This window comes from Methylovulum psychrotolerans (assembly GCF_002209385.1).
Lineage (GTDB): Bacteria > Pseudomonadota > Gammaproteobacteria > Methylococcales > Methylomonadaceae > Methylovulum > Methylovulum psychrotolerans.
The window spans coordinates 2,806,875-2,825,153 of record NZ_CP022129.1 but is presented as its reverse complement, the minus strand read 5'-3'; the positions used below and the strand labels follow the sequence as shown (position 1 = coordinate 2,825,153).

The following is an 18,279-nucleotide window of genomic DNA, read 5'->3' as shown; positions in this document are numbered from 1 at the left end:
ATGGTCTTATAGTTGCGGGTTAAACCATTCAGTTAAGGATATTCTATGCAGCATTTTCGACTTTCTATTATTATCACCATCGTGTGTCTGGCGATTGCTTTTTATTGGGGCGGGCCTACGGGGGCGGCGATTGCTTTGATTTTGGGTGTGCTGGAGGTCAGCTTGTCTTTTGACAACGCGGTGGTCAACGCCTCTATCCTGAAAAAAATGGATGAGCGCTGGCAGCAATACTTCCTGACGTGGGGGATTTTAATCGCAGTGTTTGGGATGCGCTTATTGTTCCCTATCGCTATTGTGGCGATGGCGACGGGGATTGATTTTATCGGCGTGACGCAAATGGCGCTGCATGATCCTGAAACGTATGCCAAGCATTTGACCGAGTCGCATGTCCAGATTGCCGCTTTCGGCGGGATGTTTTTGTTGATGGTGTTCTTTTCGTTTATTTTTGATACGGGTAAGGAACTGCATTGGCTGGGCTATATCGAAAAGAAACTGTCGGATTTTGGCAAGTTGGAGTCGCTGGAAATTATTTTAGCGTTGGGCGTGTTGATGACGACCCAGTATTTATTGCCCGAAGCGATCCGCCACGAGGCGTTGGTGTCCGGTGTTTTCGGGGTGATGCTGTTTGTCGTTGTTGATAGCATGTCAGCCCTGTTTGAGGACGAGGAAGAAGGTGAAGAGCTGGCGGAAGTGCTGAAAAAAGGCAGCGTCATGAGCTTTTTGTATCTGGAAGTATTGGATGCGTCGTTTTCTTTTGACGGTGTGATCGGCGCGTTCGCGATTACCCAAGACGTGGTCATCATCATGCTGGGTTTGGCGATAGGTGCAATGTTTGTCAGAAGTCTAACGGTGTTTTTAGTGCGCAAGGGAACCTTGGACGAGTATGTGTTTTTGGAGCATGGCGCCCATTATGCGATAGGTAGCTTAGCGGCGATTATGTTGGTGAGTATGACCCATGAAATTCCTGAAATTGTCACTGGCTTGATCGGTGCGGTGCTGATTGGCTTGTCGGTGTTTTCGTCGATACGCTATAAACAGGCCGAAAACGATTAAACTATCCGCACTATTGGCGATGTACTGCAAAGCCGCCGATAATAGATGAATTATTAACCCCCCCAGAGATTGTTATGAGTAATGTATTTAGTTTTACCGGCACGGTAGGCCGTGATGCCGAAGTGCGCTATACCCCGGCGGGTATGGCTGTGTTGAATGTTAACGTCGCCAATAATATTGGTTTTGGTGATAAGCAGCAAACCTTGTGGATTCGGGTGGCGGTGTTCGGCAAACGCGCTGAGGGCAATTTGCAGAATTATCTGAAAAAAGGCCAGCAGGTGTTTGTGTCCGGGGAGTTGTCACAAAGCGAGTATAAAGCCAATGACGGTACGATGCGGACTTCGTTGGAATTGAACGCGAACATCCTCGATTTGGTCGGTAAACGCAATGAGGGCGGTGCGCCTGCGACCTCAGCAGGGACAGGTTATGGCAGTCCGGCACCGTCAGCGCGGGGTAATGCGCCACAGCCGCAAACCGCCAGCCATGATAATTTTGACGAGCCTTATGATGATGACATCCCGTTTTAATAATGGGCTTGGTTATTGTGCTTTATAATAAGGCACGGGCATGAGATAAGGCGTGTGCATAAAATTAAGTAAGCGTTCCATTGCACCTCAGCGTGTTAAACCCCACCCCAGCCCTCCCCTTAGTACAGGCGAAAATCAGGGGAAAAAGCCCCTCCCCCTGCCAAGGGGGAGGCTGGGAGGGGGTTGTTGTACTTTCGCCTGTTCAACAGATTTTATGTCATGCACGTTCCTAAGGTACGCCCATGGCTAAGTTTGGCAAGAGCCATAAACTTTTGCGGGCAAGCTGCCCGCGCCCCTAGGATAAGCGTCTCCCTGCTAAGCGCCCCACTCAGGATGTTACCCTAGTGGGGCGTTTTGAGTTAAGCAACCGCCTAAATATCTATGACTGATTTGAATAACACTACCCCCCGATTAATAAAGGTTTTTTTATTCGGGTCATGCCGCGTGGCGTGGCTGCTGCTGTGCGGTTGTGCCAGTCAAGCCTACGCACCGACACCGTTGTCGGTTTATCGTCAGGATGCACACCTGAATGCCGGGCATTTTCTTGAGGCGGCAGGTACTACGCCAGCAGCGATTAAACCTAAGCTAGCCAGCGAAACCCAAGAATTTACCTTAAACCAAGCGGTACAGACGGCTTTACAAGCTGATCCGCGCATCGCCGCCGCGTTTGAAGGCATTAATCAGGCGCAAGCCGATTTACTCACCGCCGGATTATTGCCCAATCCCCAAGTCAGTACCGACATCCAGCTTATGCCGTTGACACGGACGTTTACCGTGACGCGGCAAGGCGGGCCGCCGCAGTTTGACATTAGCGTTGCTATGCCGATTGATTGGTTTGTGTTTGGCAAACGGGCGGCGGCGATGGTTTCGGGAGCAAAGGGGGTGGATGTTGCCGAGGCGGATTTTGCCAATACCGTTAGGGTCAGGATTGCCGCGACCATTTCGGCGTTTTACGATGTGCTGGAAATGCAGGCGATGTTGGAGCTGGCGCAGGAAAACTTAGACAATCTGGCTAAAATGGAAAATATCATCCGTAACCGGGTGGCGTTTGGCGGGGTCGGCACTATCGAGACCGACCGTATCCGTTTGTCCATTTTCAGTAGCCGCCGGGATGTCCATGCGCGGGAGTTGGATTTGGCGGCGGCGCGTAACCGTTTCCGGGCGTTGTTAGGTATCGCCGAAGCCACGCCGATTAAGGTGAAGGGCAGTTTGGAAGTCGGCAACTTGGCGAAACCCATCAGTATCGAATCGGCCTTGCAATGGGCGGCAGAAAACCGCCCTGATTTGGCTTCGTTGCGTGAGCAGTTGGCTAAGGCCAATGCCGACATTAAGTGGGAGGAAACCAAGGCTTATCCGGCCATTACGCCCAGCGTCGGTTATACCCGCCAGTTCCAGCAACAGGCCATTGGCTATCCCGATGCCGATTCCTGGATGGCGGGGGTGAGCGTCAGTGTGCCGCTGTTTGACCGTAACCAGGGCAATATCGGTAAGGCCAAGTCGGTGTACAACCAAACCCAACTGAATTTGCAAGCCCAATTGGTCGATTTGCGTGCCGAAATAGACCAAGCGGTGCAGACTTTCGCGTCAGCCTACCAATTTTTAACCAGCGACGATCCGGGGCAATTGGAAGCGGCCAAAAATGTCCGCGATAAAATCACCCAAGCTTATGAGCTAGGCGGTAAAACGCTGATTGAGGTGCTGGACGCACAACGGGCTTATCTGGAGACTTACCGCGTCCATATCAGCGGGCGCTCCAGTTATTGGCATTCTTTGTATCAGCTTAACGCTGCGATGGGTAAGGAAATAGTACGATGATGGGGTTATTCTTATGCCGCCGCTTAAGGGTAGGTGTGGCTGTGTTGGCGCTGCTTAGCCTGAATGCCGGGGCGGATACCAAGCCCGAAACGGTGGTTTCGTCACCTGTGGTTGAGTTGGCGGGCAACCGTTTGATCCGCGTCAAGGCGGGCAGTTTGTTGGAGCAAAAATTCAGCATCACCAGCGTCCAAAAGCAGCGCATAACCACGCCTTTATTGGTGGTGACCGGGGCAGTGGTGGCACGCTTACCCGTCGGTTCCGCGCCTAAAGAAGACCGTTGGCAATTCAATAGCATTGAATTATCGGGGGTGTATGCCGATTGGCAACGGGCGCAAGCGGAAAAGGATTTTAATGCCAAGCGGCTGGAAAAAATCCGCGAGCTGACCGCCGCGCAATATAATTCGCAAAAGCTGGCGGTGGACAGGCTGAGAAAACTGGTCGCCACGGGGACGGAGGCGATTAGGGATTTGACCGCCGCCGAGGCGACGCTGATGGAAGTACAACTGGGCGGGCAAAAAGATGTTTATGAGGCGGAAACGGCGCTGACCGTCTCCAGCCGTAGCCGGGCGGCGTTAGAGCGCAAGCTGTTACAGGAAGGGGTTGATCCTGTATTGCTGGAAAGCTCCAGCCCTGGGGTGTCGCTGATTATGGCCGACGTGCCCGAATTGCGCATCAGTTTGGTGGCGGTGGGGCAAGCGTGTGCGGCGCGTTTTTACGGTTTGCCAGATCAGGTGTTTGCGGGTAAGGTGCGCAGCTTAGCGCCGACCTTATCGGCGGAACGCCATACTTTGCGGGTGTTTTTTGAGCTGAACGATGCCGCTGACCAATTTAAACCCGGCATGTATGCCGAAATTGGCCTAGGCACCGACCCGCGCGATGCCATTTTAGTGCCTACCGACGGGGTGCTGCACAGCGGCAATTCCGATTATGTGTTAATTGGTGCGCAAGAGGGTTTATGGCGCATCACCGAAGTGAGCGTCGGCGAAAGTATTGATGACCGTATCGAAATCCTGAAAGGGGTGCGCGAAGGCGAGCGTATTATCGGTAATGGCGCGATTCTGTTAAAGCCTATGCTGGTGCAGTCGCTGCAAAACGAAGAGGCGGATAATCGGCGGCCTTTGTCTGGAGCCAAGTTATGATCCCGCAACTGCTGAGCAAAGCCATGCACCACCGCCTGATGGTGTTGGGCGGTACGGTCGCGGTAATTTTGCTGGGTTTGTGGTCGTTTCTGAATATGCAGATTGATGCCTATCCTGACATATCCTCGCAGATGGTACAGATCATCACGGTGTATCCGGGCCGCGCCCCCGAGGAGGTGGAGCGGCAAGTGACCGTGCCGATGGAAATCGAAATGCGTAACGTGCCGAAAGTGCAGACGATACGCTCGCGGACGATTTTCGGTCTGTCGGTGGTGCAATTGACGTTTGAAGAAGGCTCGGAAAGTTATTGGGCGCGGCAGCGTGTCCAAGAGAAGTTGGCGAATGTCGATTTACCGACTGGAGCCTCCGCGCAATTGGGGCCGTTGGCGACGGCGTATGGGGAAATTTTGCGCTATGAATTGGTCTCGGATGGCCGCTATGATCTGACCGAATTGCGCTCTATCAATGATTGGGTAGTGATTCCGCATTTGTTACGCGCCGCCGGGGTGGCCGATGTCTCGAATTTTGGCGGTTTTGAGAAACAATATGCAGTGCTGATGAACCCGTCGCAATTGCAGCGCTTCGGGTTGTCGCTCAATGATGTCGTCGATGCCATCCAAACCAATAATGAAAGCGCGGGCGGCAGCGTGTTGTCGCGCGGCAGCATGTCGTTTGTGATCCGGGGCAAGGGCTCGCTGCAAAGTGTCGGGGAAATCGGCAATATTTATATTAAATCTTTCGGCGGCACGCCGATTTATGTCCATGATGTCGCCGACGTCGAGGTGGATGCCAAGATTCCGGCGGGTATTTTAAGCAAGGACCAAACCGACCAAGCCATTGAAGGGATTGTGCTGATGCGCCGGGGTGAGAATACCTCGGACACGTTAAAGAATGTCAAGACGGTCATTACCGCGCTGAATGAGGTCGATTTGCCGGAAGGGGTCAGTGTCGAGCCGTTTTATGACCGCTCGCAGTTGGTCAGCAATACCTTGCATACGGTGGGACACAGTGTCCTGTTAGGGGTGTCGCTGGTCACGTTGGTGCTGTTGTTTTTTTTAGGCCGGCCGTCGCTGGCTTTGTTGGTGGCCTTGACCATCCCGTTTTCGTTGTTATTTGCCTTGGTGATGATGAAGGCGTTCGGTATCCCTATTGGTTTGCTGTCTATTGGGGCGATAGATTTTGGCATTATCGTCGATGGCTCGGTGATTATGGCGGAAAATATCGCCCATAAGCTGCATGAGGCCAAGCTCAGGCAGGATAAGACCGGGGTTGCCAAAACCGTTTTGCAGGCTTCGTTACAGGTCGAACGGCCAGTGTTTTTTTCGATTTTAATGATTGTCGGGGCGTTTTTGCCGTTGTTGACGCTGACCCATATTGAGGGTTTGCTGTTTCGCCCCATGGCGTTGACCATTTTGTTCGCTTTAGTCGGGGCGATGATTTACGCTCTGTTTATCGTGCCGACTTTTGCCAGTTATCTGTTTAGAAAAGGCTATAGCGATTGGGAAAATCCGCTGTTAACGTGGGCGTATCCGCGCTATGCGGCGTTGCTGGCGCGTTTGCTGCGCTTCCGCTGGCTGGCGCTCGGCAGTTCCGTCGCAGTGTTGGTGGCGGTGTTGGTGGTGATTTTGCCCAAGCTCGGCAGCGAGTTTTTGCCGTATATGGATGAAGGGGTGATTTGGGTACGCGCCAATTTCCCGGAAGGCACGTCTTTACAGCAAACGTCGAAGTTCGGCCAACGCTTGCGCGAAATTGCGTTGAAATATCCTGATATTGATTTTATGGTGGTGCAGGCCGGGCGTGGCGACAGCGGTACCGACCCGTTCCCGCCCAGCCGTTTGGAAATGCTGATCGGCCCGAAATCGCGTGACGAATGGGTGCAGTTCCAGCGTAAGCAGGAATTGGTGGCGGCGTTAGGCAACAGTTTCCGTTCGGAGTTTCCGACCACCCGCTTTAATTTCACCCAACCGATTATTGATAGTGTCACCGAAGATGCCAATGGCACGTCCGCGAATTTGGCGGTCGAATTTTCCGGCACTGATTCGGCGGTGTTATTGGGGTTGGCGCGGAAAACCAAAGACTTGCTCAGCCAAGTGCCGGGGGCTACCGATGTCAGTATCGAACAGGAAGGCCCGCAGCCACAATTGGTCATCAGCCCTGAACGCTCGTTGTGCGCCCGCTATAATGTCAGCGTTGAGGATGTGACGCGGCTGATTGATGTCGCCATCGGCGGCTCGCCTATCGGTAATTTATTTGAGGGTGAGCGGCGCATTGATATTGTCGCCCGGTTTGCCAAAGAACATTTGCGCTCTCCTGCCGCCATCGGGCGTTTGCCCGTGTACAATGCCGAAGGTATCCCCATCCCCTTGGCGCAAGTCGCCCATATTGACATTATCGACGGCCAGACCCTGATTGCCAGGGATGACGGGCGGCGACGGCTGACAGTGCGGACGGATATTGTCGGGCGCGACCAAGGCAGTTTTGTCGCCGAAGCACAGCGGCTGTTTGGTCAGCAGATTACCGTGCCGGACGGCTACCGTGTCGCGTGGTTAGGCATGTTTGAGAATCTGGCGCGGGCAGCGGAGCATTTTAAAGTGTTGGTGCCTGCCAGTATCGGGGTGATTTTTACCCTGTTGCTGGTGACGTTCGGCTCGGTCAGGGCGGCGTTAGTGCTGTTGCTGGCGATTCCGTTCGCCTTTGTCGGCGGCATTACCGCGCTGTATTTGCGCGATATGAATTTGAACGTCTCCTCTGGAGTCGGCTTTGCCGCCGTGTTTGGCGTGTCGATTATGAACGGGGTGTTGATTGTCCGCACCATCACCGAATTGCGCTTGGCGGGCATTGCCTTGGAACAGGCGATTGTCGAAGGGGCGGTGCGCTGCGTCCGGCCTATCTTAGTCGCGTCTTTGGTAGCGATTTTAGGGTTGGTGCCGGCTTCGTTAGCGACCGGCTTGGGTTCGGATGTGCAAAGGCCGTTGGCGACAGTGATTGTCTGGGGGCTGTTTAGTGCAACGGTGATGACGGTTTTGTTAGTCCCGGTTTTGTACCGCTTGTTTGCGCCCCGCGTCGCTTTACCGAACTTGGATGACCAAGAGTTGGATGAAGTGGACATTCGGCAGGGGTAAATTATTGGCTTATATGCCATAACCGTTTTTTTAACACCAGCAAAACTGTATGACCGATAAACCCACTGCCCCACGCCAACGCGTCACCGTACAAGAAGCCAGCACCTTAGTTGCCCCCAGCCAAAGCCGTAAGTTGGCGGCGTTGCGCGATAAGGCACGCGGTATTACCGCCCCCGTTGCCGCCCCGCCTGTTGTGGCGCCTGTCGATACTGCCTTAAGCCCTGCTTGCCGTACCGAATTGCACAAAGCGAGGGGGCTGATTGATACCCATTGCGCTGCGATTATGGGGCGTTATCCCCCGCAAAAACAAAACCGCCTGTTCGCTTTGCGCTTTGGGCCAATAGAATCCTTACGGTGTTTGCCGATCAGCGCGATAGTCAAACGCTTGGACATGGATACCCATGCCATTGATCTGCGCTTGCTGGCCAAGCTTAATTATCATGGGCAAACGACAGATTAACTTATAAACTTTTGTCTTTATATAAAAACACCAGATCAGTTGCTTAAGTTCCCCAAAGCCTTAATTGGTGCAAATCCACCGCAATGTGGGCAAATGCACACTATAATTGGTTTATTTAAACCAATTATAGTGATTGCAGCACCTATCAAGTTTTGCTTTTTCTTATCAAGAATAAAAATAAGCTTACCATTCAACGTCTTATGCTTTTTATTTGTATTTTGCCGGTAGACCTCTGTTTTTGGCGCGATAATTGCTGAAAATACCGAGTATGGCTAAAGCGGCTTTTCAAAGTTTGTTTTAACCTTGCCCTGCAAAACGACTCGCCAAGCCTACAAAAACCAACCCCTTTATATATTTTAATTTGTATCCGCCTATTGCGGCTGCCTGTTGGCTAGCGGTTATAGTCTTTTCGTGGATACGTTGCGAGGAAAAATAATGAGTAACATCAAAGAAACGGTAGAAGAATTGGTTACATCTATTGACGGCGCAATAGTCGCTGCGGTGGTTGACGGTAACAGCGGCATGTTGTTAGCATCCGCTGGAACGGGTCTTGACGTAGAGTTGGCGGCAGCAGGCAACTCCGAAGTCGTGCGCTCAAAGCTAAAAACAATGAAAGCATTGGGTTTGAAAGACGACATTGAAGATATTTTGCTGACACTGGGCAAGCAATACCACATCATCCGCCCGACTGAAAAATATGAAGGCGTGTTCCTTTATGTGGTACTGGATAAGGCAAAAAGCAATTTGGCGCTGGCTCGCCGTAGCGTTATGGCATTGGAAGCGAAGTTAGTTTTGTAAAATGTTTCCTATTGCCGCCGACAGATTATCAAGGGATTGGTTTTTAAAATAAAGTATAATCTGCCGACGGCTGAGCAAAAGCCCCGTGCCGTTTACGGCACGGGGCTTTTTTGTGGCTAAATTTTAGCTTACCGGGCTGGTAAAACTGCCAGTTAAATGGGCTTATGCTTTATTCACGGCTAGGCTTATAAGCACATTCCAGAACCGATTGCGTCATCGCGGACAGTTTGGCGGGAAATAGTGTTACAATAGGCTAAGATTGCCAAGCAATTCATTGCTTGCTGTAGACGTTTTTGAAACGGTCTGCTAAATTGCTTGTGCCTATTAATGCCAGCACTCCTAGCAAAACCTTACCCATAGGCTCAGCGTTTTTCGTCCGTTTTCTTATTGGCTTTGCCGTCCGGCAAGCTACCGCTTGCGTTTCGGCACAACCTTCATTCCCCCATTACACGCCTTTTTAATGTCGGTATCACTTCCAAACACTTTTCCGCTGCCGTATTTTGCAGACAGTGCCGCGCTGTTTTCAGCGTGGGCAGACCAGCCTTGGGCGGTTTTTCTCGATAGCGGCTCTCCATCCAGCCAACAGGGCCGCTATGATATTATTGCCGCCGAACCGCTGTGCACCCTGTTGACACATGGCGAAACCACGGCCATCAGCACACCCCAAGGGGTCAGTTATAGCGGGGCCGATCCTTTCCTGTTGGTCAAACAACAGTTGCAAGCTTGGGCGGGGCGGGCGCTAAATATACCGGTGCTGCCGTTTAATGGCGGGGCTATCGGCTATTTTTCTTATGATCTGGCGCGGCGTTTGGAACAGTTGCCCGTCATTGCCGAAGATGCCGAGCATATTGCCGAAATGGCGGTGGGCATTTACCAGTGGGCGGTGATTGTCGACCATCAACAACAGCAAAGCGTTTTGGTTGCCCAAGGCCTGGATCTGCCCGACTGTGAGCGTTTATTGGCACGTTTTAGTACCTTGCCCGATACCACCCTCCCCCGCCCGTTTGCAGTGCTGGGCGACATTTCACCCAATATGGACAGTGCCTACTACGCCCAAGCTTTCCGGCGCATTAAGCAGTATCTGAAAGAAGGCGATTGTTATCAGGTCAATCTGACCCAGCGCTTCGCCGCCCGTTGCGAGGGCGACCCATGGACGGCGTATCAGCTGTTGCGGCAAGTTAATGCCGCCCCGTTCAGCGCCTATCTTAACCTGCCCGAAGTGCGCATCTTAAGCTCGTCGCCGGAGCGGTTTTTAAAATTGCAACAGGGTAGCGTCGAAACTAAGCCTATAAAAGGCACACGCCCGCGCAAAGCCGATGCCGACGCAGACCGCCAACAAATCGTGCTCTTGGAAAATAGCCCGAAAGACCGCGCCGAAAATCTGATGATTGTCGATTTATTGCGTAATGATATTGGTAAAACCTGCACTATCGGCTCGGTCAAAGTGCCGACCTTGTTTGCGGTGGAGAGCTATGCCACCGTGCATCATTTGGTCAGCACCATCACCGGCACTTTGGCCGCCGACCAACACGCGCTGGATTTATTAAAAAGCTGCTTTCCCGGCGGCTCCATTACCGGTGCGCCGAAAATCCGCGCAATGGAAGTGATAGAAGAATTGGAGCCGCAGCGGCGCGGCATTTATTGCGGCGCCATTGCCTATATCGGTTTTGACGGCAATATGGACAGCAATATCGCCATTAGAACCCTCGTGCAGTCCGGCGATACCATCCGTTATTGGGCGGGGGGCGGCATTGTCAACGATTCGGTGTTGGAAGAAGAATATCAAGAATGTTTCGATAAAGCCGCCGCCTTGTTAAGCGTTTTACGGCAATTTAGCGGCGATGATTGTCGTTAAGCTGGGCGGCAGTTTGGCGCAGGCGCAGCACTTGCGCGGCTGTTTGGATAGCATAGCCACAAACTTTCCTAACCAAGCGGTGGTGGTGGTGCCGGGCGGCGGCGATTTCGCCGAGCAAGTGCGTTTAAGCCAACAAATCTGGCACTTCAGCGAGACTGCCGCCCATGCGATGGCGCTGTTAGCCATGCAGCAAATGGCCTTGCTGTGCCATGACCTGAAACCTGAATTCGCGCTGACGGGTTCCTTAGCCAGCCTCCGCCAAGCCAATCCCTCTCCGCGCACCCTCATTTGGTCACCCGATGTCGCCGAACTCGACCGGGCGGGCATTCCGGCCAGTTGGGACATTACCTCAGACAGCCTAGCCGCTTGGCTAGCCAATACCCTAGCCGCCGAGGCCTTGGTGCTGGTCAAATCCATAACGGTAGACGCAAAGTTAAGTTGGCGGGAGTTGGCAGTGCGGGGGGTTGTCGATAAGGCTTTTCCTGGTTTTGCCGCTGTGGCGGCTTACCCTATCCACATTATCAGTGCCGCGCAATTCCAATGCGCTGCGTTTTAAAGGCTTGAGGCTACTAGGCGACGGACTTTAACGTCAGGCGCAAAAAAATAGTGGGCAAAAAGCACTTTGCCCACCCTACCGGCTGAAGGTAGTAAAAACGCCTTGGGGTTGATCCGGTTACACGCTATCCCGATACCACACTTAACAAGCCACTTCTTGGGACTGCCAAGTTGCGCTTAAATGGTGGAGACTAACTTTTAAAATAAGCCGACTAAGGCGCAAGAATCCGTGCTGTTTTTTGCTAATCGCTGTTTTTTAGTGCCCTACCCGACTTCTGATGGCCGCTGGGTAACGGGCAAAAACCCCTCCGCTACCTGAAGCTGCGGAGAGGTTTATGTGTCTTACTTGCCGGCTTTTTGGGCTTCGGTCACGTTGTTTTGCGTGTGTCTTTTTTCAATGTTAGCAAACGTTTCAGCTTGCAATTGCGCAACCGCACCGCTTTTCAAATGTTCTGATTTTTCGCCTCTCAGGAAAATAACAATCGCAATCATGGCGACGATACAACCGCCAACGATATACCACAAAGAATTGTCTTCTTTTACTGTTTCGCTCATTTTAAAGTCCTCTCTTGGTCATTGAAATTAATAGTTGTTATTTCCCCTTCCTCTAAGGGAGCGGCTCGAATGGCGGGCCGGTTGTTTTCTGTCGCTAAAACAACGGCCTATTTTTATCATGAGAAAATATGTTAGGTCAAGCAAAATAATAATCATAAAAGACGTTAGTAACTTTTATAATGAGTTGCTTTTTTATTAAAAGATTATTAATCGCGTTAGTTTTCAGAAAAATAATTATTTTTTACGTTAGCTTCTTAGGAATTGTCTGGATGTGGCTAGGCGGGTGGTTTTAGGCGGGGTGGGGATAAGGCGCACTTTTTGCCGTTTGACAGCGGGGTTAGCCAAGAAAACTGGCGGTTAGTCAACGCGGTTATTTAGGTTTAACCGCACCTGATGGATATGTTAAAAAAAATGCCTATTTTCTAATGTCATTTTAAGATCCACCGCTCCGACACGCCCGCCTAAAAAAGCTTGAACAACAGACAAAAGCCTCACAGAATAGGCTGTTCTGAGACAATTTTCACCTACCAAGGACATCCTATGCCTACCAGCCGATGCTTGTTTGCCGCCGCCCTTTGCGTGTTCAGTATCGCACCCGCCAAGGCGCGGGATAATAATTTCATTAACACGGCTGCACTAACGGGGGAATATGTCGCCAGTAACCCCGGCTTGGAAATTCTGGTGCCCTATTGGCAGCCTTTTAACTCCAACACTAACCCGTTCAATACGCGTTTATTCGATGGCGAAAAAACCCATTTTGATGTTTACGCGTTGACTACAGGCACAAAGTTATTCTCTACTCCTGACTATTTTTTCAAAATGTATCTGGTGGGGGTTGCCATACAAGATTCTTCCTTAAGCGATTATGATAAATCCGTCGATTTCAAACGCCTTGGCAATACCGTGGTGATGGCGGTTAAAAGCACTTATAAACGTATTGGTGCTACAGATTATATGAATGACAACGCCTATCTGTATGCAGCGGATGTGTCTAAGGCAGGCAATACGCCTTGGGTAAAAGTTTTTGCAACCGACAGCAGCCTAAAAGGCACAGCGATTGTGCCGGACATGAATGCTAACGGCACTGAAGAGTTGGCAGTAACGTTATTTACTTACCAATTTGTAGAGCGGCATTTGCCGACCGCCTCTGCCACCGTTTACATCTACGACGGCAAAACAGGCGCGGCGCTCATAAAGCCTAACTCTTATAGCATTCAGCCTGAAGGGCGTTAACTTCAGCAAAAAAGTGAAGCAAATACAGTGCGGAAAAAAGCGAAGGACGGGGTTAAAAACCCCATCCTGCTGGTATGGCGGGGAACAACAAACGGGCAGCTTAGTCCGCTTGCCGTCTTAAAAACGCGGGGATGTCCAGATAATCGAGATCGGTTTCTTTTTTGGCAGGTTGCGCGCCAAAACGGGTTTCGCGGCCTTCGGCTTTATGGTCGCCCTTGTTACGCATAACGGTCGGTTTGTCCAGATCGTCGTAAGGGTTGCTGCTGGGTTTATGCAGCGGCTTGACATTGGACTTGCTGGCCGCCATAGCCGCCGTTTGCCCCATGCCTGTGGCAACTACAGTCACTTTCAGCTCATCGCCTAAAGACGCGTCGACCGCCATACCGATTTTGATGATGGCATCTTCGGAGGCGAATTCATGGACAATGTTACCGACTTCGTCAAATTCGGCGATGCCCATGTCGGAAGCGGAAATGTTCACCAAAATACCGCGTGCGCCTTGCAAGTTAATGTCTTCCAACAGCGGGCAGGCAATGGCTTTTTCGGCCGCTTCCCGCGCCCGATGTTCGCCGGAGGCAGAGCCGCTGCCCATAATCGCCGCGCCCATGCCGGACATGACGGTACGCACGTCGGCAAAGTCGACGTTAATCATGCCAGGGTGGACAATCAGCTCGGTAATGCCTTGCACGGCATCCAACAGGACATCGTTGGCGGCTTTAAAAGCAGTCATTAAAGACACATTAGTGCCTAAAACCGGCAACAGTTTTTGGTTAGGGATAGTGATTAAAGAATCGACATATTTTTCCAGTTCCAAAATACCTTGTTCAGCAACAGCCTGTTTCTTTTTGCCTTCGAACAAAAACGGCTTAGTGACGACGGCGATAGTCAAAATACCCATGTCGCGGGCAATTTCGGCGATGACCGGAATCGCTCCTGTACCCGTACCACCGCCCATACCGGCGGTCAGGAATACCATATCCGCACCTTGCAGCACTTCTTTGATACGGTCTTTATTTTCTTGCGCGGCATGTTTGCCGATTTCGGGGTTCGTACCCGCGCCCAAACCTTTGGTCAGTTCCACACCCAACTGGATGATGGTGCCGACGTTTAACTTCCGTAACGCCTGTGCATCAGTGTTGGCACAAATAAATTCTACGCCCTCAATCTGACAACCGACCATGTGATTGACGGCGTTGCCGCCGCCGCCGCCGACACCAATAACTTTGATGACGGCAGTTTCATTATACATATCGACCAATTCATATTTCATAAAACCACCCATTAACAAAAAATTTTTACAAAGTTATTCTTTAAAAATTGCCCTGAAACCAGCTCTTCATTTTTGCAAACCACCCGTCTTGCTCTGAATCGGTGCTTCTGACGATATTCTGATGCTCTTTGCCATACATTAGCAAGCCCACGCCTGTAGAATAAATAGGGTTTTTTATCACTTCTGCCAACCCCGTCACATTTTCGGGGCCTCCCATGCGCACCGGCATGTGAAAAATCTCCTCGGCCAGCTCAATCAGACCCCTAACCTTCGCGCTGCCGCCCGTCAGGACGATACCTGCGGCAATCGATTCTTCGTTACCGCTCCGGCGGATTTCCGCCTGTACCAATAACATCAGCTCTTCATAACGGGGCTCGATAATCTCGGCCAAATTCTGCGTGGAGATTTTGCGCGGGGCCCGGTCGCCGATGCTCGGCACTTCGATCACGCCATCGACACTGGCCAATTGCGTTAAGGCGCAAGCGTACTTGCGCTTAATTTCTTCGGCATTGACGGTCGGTGTCCGCAAGGCCACGGCAATATCATTAGTGACCTGATCGCCTGCTATGGGTATCACGGCGGTGTGTTTAATCGCCCCTTCGACAAAAATGGCGATGTCGGTGGTGCCGCCGCCCATATCAATCAGGCATACACCTAATTCCTTTTCGTCTTCGGTCAGCACCGAATTGCAGGAGGCCAATTGCTCCAAAACAATATCTTCAACCTCCAAGCCACATTTACGGATACATTTGACAATGTTCTGCGAAGCGCTGACACTGCCCGTAACCATGTGGACTTTCGCCTCCAACCGGATGCCGGACATGCCGATAGGCTCTTTAATACCGTCCTGCAAATCAATGACAAATTCCTGCGGCAAAATATGCAAGATTTTTTGGTCGGCCGGAATCGCCACCGCGCGGGCGGAATCGATTACGCGGTCAATATCATATTGGGTCACTTCCTTATCTTTAATCGCCACAATGCCATGCGAGTTCAAACTTTTGATGTGGCTACCGGCAATCCCCGCAAAAACCGATTTAATTTGGCAACCCGCCATCAGTTCGGCTTCTTCAATGGCGCGTTGTATCGATTGCACGGTCGATTCCAGATTGACCACCACGCCTTTTTTAAGGCCGCGCGAGGCTGTCGTGCCGATACCGATAACTTCAATGCTACCGTCACTGCTCAACTCGCCGACAATAGCCGCGACTTTGGAAGTGCCAATATCCAGACCAACGATTAAATTACGTTCTGATTTTCTTGCCATTGTTTACTCTGTCGATTTTTAGTATGCCTGTTTATGTCATTGTTGTTCGGCAACGCCCGTTGCTTCTGGGGCATACATATTTTCCCAGTCAATAGCAGGAGGGGCTTGCGCTTTCCAAGAAACGGCATAACCATTAGGATAACGCAAATCCACCACCGCCATCGCATCAATTTGTTGTTTACCTAACAGCGGTATCGTCCGTAAAAACCGTTGCAATTTTTTAAGCTGATCTTCCCGCCCCAATAAGATTTCTAATCCTGTCGTCAATTTGATCGTCCATGACCAACGGCTGTTAATAGTAAACTCCGCCAGTTCCAACGATTCATCGGCTAAGGCGGTTTTCAAACCCTTCATAATTTCCAGCACTTCCAGCCGACGTGCTTCCGGTGCCGTGACCACCATCAGATGCTGGTGCTGAGCCAAACTTTTCGGAGTAAAAATCACCCCTTTTTCGGTAATCAGGCTATCCTTGCCCCAGCGCAGATAGGGTTTTTTCTCGGTCACTTTAATGTCGATGGTGTCCGGCCAGATACGCTGGACGGCGACGCTATCCACCCAGGGTAAAGCCGCCACGGCAAGGTGTAGCGCCTGCATATTGGCTTCCAAAAAACTCGTGGTCGCTAACGGCTCCAAGACCGTTTTAATGTCGTCCTTGCTTAAATATTGAAAAACCCCTTCAATCCTGACATATTTTATGGGTAAAGAGGCCATTTTCAACGACCACTTGATCTTACCCGTGTGGATTCCCAGCCAAAGCCCTCCAGACCCTAACAATAACGCGACCAATAAGAGTTTTACGCCAATTCTGCTCATTACGCCAGACTGGTTTCCAACACCTGCCAAACTAAGGCTTTAAAATCCATCCCCGCCTGCCGTGCCGCCATCGGCACCAGACTGTGGTCGGTCATGCCCGGCACGGTGTTGATTTCTATAAGCTGGTATTGGCCGTCGCCGTCGATAAACACATCAACCCGTGCCCAGCCCTTAATGCCGACCACCTTACTGGCGGTCACCGACACTTGTTGCAAGGCTTGCTCTTGGTCAACAGGCAACCCGCACGGGCAATGGTATTGGGTGGTGTTGGCGTGATACTTGGCTTCATAATCGTAAAAACTGTGCGGCGTTTCCAAACGGATAACGGGCAACGCCTCGTCGTTTAAAATCCCCACCGTATACTCCTGCCCCGTCACCCATTGTTCGGCATAAACATCGCAATTAAACGCCGAAGCCGTTTGCAAAGCGCCGACCAGTTCTTCCCGATTATGGGCTTTGCTCATACCGATACTGGAACCTTCCTGGGCAGGCTTAACGATAACCGGAAAACCTAATTTTTCGATACAGCCATCAATATCCGCCACGCTTTGCAGCAATTGCCATCTCGGCGTTACCAAACCGTAACCTTGCCAACACAGTTTGGTGCGTAGCTTATCCATTGCCAAGGCCGAAGCTAACACCCCGCTACCCGTATAAGGGATGCCCAGAACTTCCAAGACCGCTTGCAACACGCCGTCTTCACCGCCGCGCCCGTGGATGATGTTAAATACCCTATCCACTTGTAGGCCCGCTAAGGCATCAATAGGGCTAGCCGTCACATCTACTGCCACCGCATCGACCCCCGCCTCTTGCAAGGCCGCAAACACCGCTGCGCCGCTTCTGAGCGATACTGCCCGTTCCGCCGCCGAACCGCCCATTAACACCGCCACCCGACCAAACTTTTCAGGATTGCCATACCGGTGCGCCGGGGTATCCATTACTGCCGTTTCTTCGCCTACCATGCAAACCTCTGTCTTTAAAAGCACACCATGCTGCTGCGCAACCTTACGTTGCACCAGCCCAATTAATTTTTCTATATCCGCCGCCGTGGCATTATCGGTGTTGACGATAAAATTAGCGTGTTTTTCAGACACTTGTGCCCCTCCCAACCGAAAGCCTTTCAGGCCAGCCTGTTCGATCAGCCGGGCCGCATAATCGCCGACCGGATTGACAAACACCGAACCGCAACTCGGTTGGTTAGTCGGCTGGGTTTTCGCCCGTTGCTCCAATAACGCCTTAATTTTTTGCTGGCTGCTAGCGGTATCGCCAGGCAGCAATTGCAGCCAAGCCGATAAAAACCATTCGCCAGCCGCGCCTTTGACGCTACGGTAAGCAATGGCAAAATCTTGTGGGCCACGCAGGGTAATCTCGCCGTCGCGGCTGAGCATTTCCACTTGGCGGACAATTGGCCAGGTTTCGCCGCCAAACGCCCCGGCATTCATCTTCAAGGCTCCGCCCATCGTACCCGGAATGCCCGCCAAAAATTCCGCGCCCAATAAGCCGTGTTCGGCAGCAAACCTTGCCACTAAAGCACAAGGTACGCCCGCTTCGACATACAACCCACCCTCGGCGGTCAATCGCATTTCTTTCAGGCGGTTTTTAGTGTTAATCACCGTGCCACGGATACCGCCGTCACGGATTAACAAATTACTGCCCAGGCCTAACCAAAACAGCGGTTCGGTGGCGGGCAAACCTTTTATAAAAGCAATCAGATCGGCCTTATCGTGAGGGATATACAGGCGGTCAGCACTGCCGCCAACCCGCCAACTGGTATACTTCGCCAGCGGCTCAGCCAATAATAAACGTCCTTGCATCGC

At 51.7% G+C, this 18,279-nt stretch carries 15 protein-coding genes and 1 pseudogene; 10 read left to right on the top strand and 6 right to left on the bottom strand.

Features of this window, described 5'->3' with window-relative positions; genetic code table 11:
* Nucleotides 1-45: 45 nt before the first annotated feature.
* The 9 genes from CEK71_RS12850 to CEK71_RS12810 all read left to right on the top strand — a co-directional run bounded on the left by CEK71_RS12850 (nt 46) and on the right by CEK71_RS12810 (nt 11,325).
* A complete protein-coding gene (locus tag CEK71_RS12850) occupies nt 46-1,053 on the top strand; it encodes a DUF475 domain-containing protein (protein ID WP_088619760.1) in 1,008 nt (335 codons plus the stop codon).
* A 74-nt stretch (nt 1,054-1,127) separates the two neighbouring features.
* Nucleotides 1,128-1,580, top strand: coding sequence for a single-stranded DNA-binding protein (locus tag CEK71_RS12845; RefSeq protein WP_088619759.1), 453 nt, complete (start codon nt 1,128-1,130; stop codon nt 1,578-1,580).
* Nucleotides 1,581-2,024: 444 nt separating this feature from the next.
* Nucleotides 2,025-3,395: a TolC family protein gene (locus CEK71_RS12840; protein ID WP_232463638.1), complete on the top strand. Its 1,371-nt coding sequence runs from the start codon at nt 2,025-2,027 to the stop codon at nt 3,393-3,395.
* Entirely contained in the window at nt 3,392-4,534 is a 1,143-nt protein-coding gene (locus tag CEK71_RS12835) for an efflux RND transporter periplasmic adaptor subunit (RefSeq protein WP_088619757.1), read from the top strand. The genes CEK71_RS12840 and CEK71_RS12835 overlap by 4 nt, the downstream gene beginning before the upstream one ends.
* On the top strand, nt 4,531-7,656 hold the full coding sequence (locus CEK71_RS12830; RefSeq protein WP_088619756.1) for an efflux RND transporter permease subunit: 3,126 nt from the start codon (nt 4,531-4,533) through the stop codon (nt 7,654-7,656). Before CEK71_RS12835 ends, CEK71_RS12830 begins: the two co-directional genes overlap by 4 nt.
* A 49-nt stretch (nt 7,657-7,705) precedes the next feature.
* The gene (locus CEK71_RS12825; RefSeq protein WP_088619755.1) at nt 7,706-8,116 is read left to right on the top strand and encodes a hypothetical protein; all 411 of its coding nucleotides are present in this window, start codon (nt 7,706-7,708) and stop codon (nt 8,114-8,116) included.
* 435 nt (nt 8,117-8,551) lie between these two features.
* A complete protein-coding gene (locus tag CEK71_RS12820; protein ID WP_088619754.1) occupies nt 8,552-8,914 on the top strand; it encodes a hypothetical protein in 363 nt (120 codons plus the stop codon).
* A 460-nt stretch (nt 8,915-9,374) separates the two neighbouring features.
* Nucleotides 9,375-10,769 carry an aminodeoxychorismate synthase component I gene (gene pabB / locus CEK71_RS12815; RefSeq protein ID WP_088619753.1) on the top strand — a complete coding sequence of 465 codons (1,395 nt, stop codon included), beginning with the start codon at nt 9,375-9,377 and terminating at the stop codon, nt 10,767-10,769.
* On the top strand, nt 10,756-11,325 hold the full coding sequence (locus CEK71_RS12810) for an amino acid kinase family protein (protein ID WP_088619752.1): 570 nt from the start codon (nt 10,756-10,758) through the stop codon (nt 11,323-11,325). The genes pabB and CEK71_RS12810 overlap by 14 nt, the downstream gene beginning before the upstream one ends.
* Before the next feature lie 341 nt (nt 11,326-11,666).
* On the opposite strand, the gene CEK71_RS12805 is transcribed toward CEK71_RS12810, so the two are convergent.
* A complete protein-coding gene (locus CEK71_RS12805) occupies nt 11,667-11,879 on the bottom strand; it encodes a hypothetical protein (protein WP_088619751.1) in 213 nt (70 codons plus the stop codon).
* A 540-nt stretch (nt 11,880-12,419) separates the two neighbouring features.
* Here CEK71_RS12805 and CEK71_RS12800 point away from each other — a divergent pair.
* Nucleotides 12,420-13,112 (top strand): hypothetical protein, encoded by a 693-nt coding sequence (locus CEK71_RS12800; protein ID WP_088619750.1) that lies wholly within the window; start codon nt 12,420-12,422, stop codon nt 13,110-13,112.
* 100 nt (nt 13,113-13,212) lie between these two features.
* Here the strand turns inward: CEK71_RS12800 and ftsZ are convergent, their stop codons facing one another.
* The 5 genes and pseudogenes from ftsZ to murB all read right to left on the bottom strand — a co-directional run.
* Complete coding sequence (ftsZ, locus tag CEK71_RS12795) at nt 13,213-14,382, bottom strand: cell division protein FtsZ (RefSeq protein WP_088621606.1); 1,170 nt, start codon at nt 14,380-14,382, stop codon at nt 13,213-13,215.
* A gap of 40 nt (nt 14,383-14,422) precedes the next feature.
* Nucleotides 14,423-15,649 (bottom strand): cell division protein FtsA, encoded by a 1,227-nt coding sequence (gene ftsA / locus CEK71_RS12790; protein ID WP_088619749.1) that lies wholly within the window; start codon nt 15,647-15,649, stop codon nt 14,423-14,425.
* 36 nt (nt 15,650-15,685) lie between these two features.
* On the bottom strand, nt 15,686-16,462 hold the full coding sequence (locus CEK71_RS12785) for a cell division protein FtsQ/DivIB (protein ID WP_088619748.1): 777 nt from the start codon (nt 16,460-16,462) through the stop codon (nt 15,686-15,688).
* Nucleotides 16,462-17,400 (bottom strand): D-alanine--D-alanine ligase, encoded by a 939-nt coding sequence (locus tag CEK71_RS12780; protein ID WP_088621605.1) that lies wholly within the window; start codon nt 17,398-17,400, stop codon nt 16,462-16,464. Before CEK71_RS12780 ends, CEK71_RS12785 begins: the two co-directional genes overlap by 1 nt.
* Nucleotides 17,401-17,403: 3 nt before the next feature.
* Nucleotides 17,404-18,276: pseudogene (gene murB, locus CEK71_RS12775) on the bottom strand (UDP-N-acetylmuramate dehydrogenase); the annotation flags it as partial.
* Nucleotides 18,277-18,279: the final 3 nt, after the last annotated feature.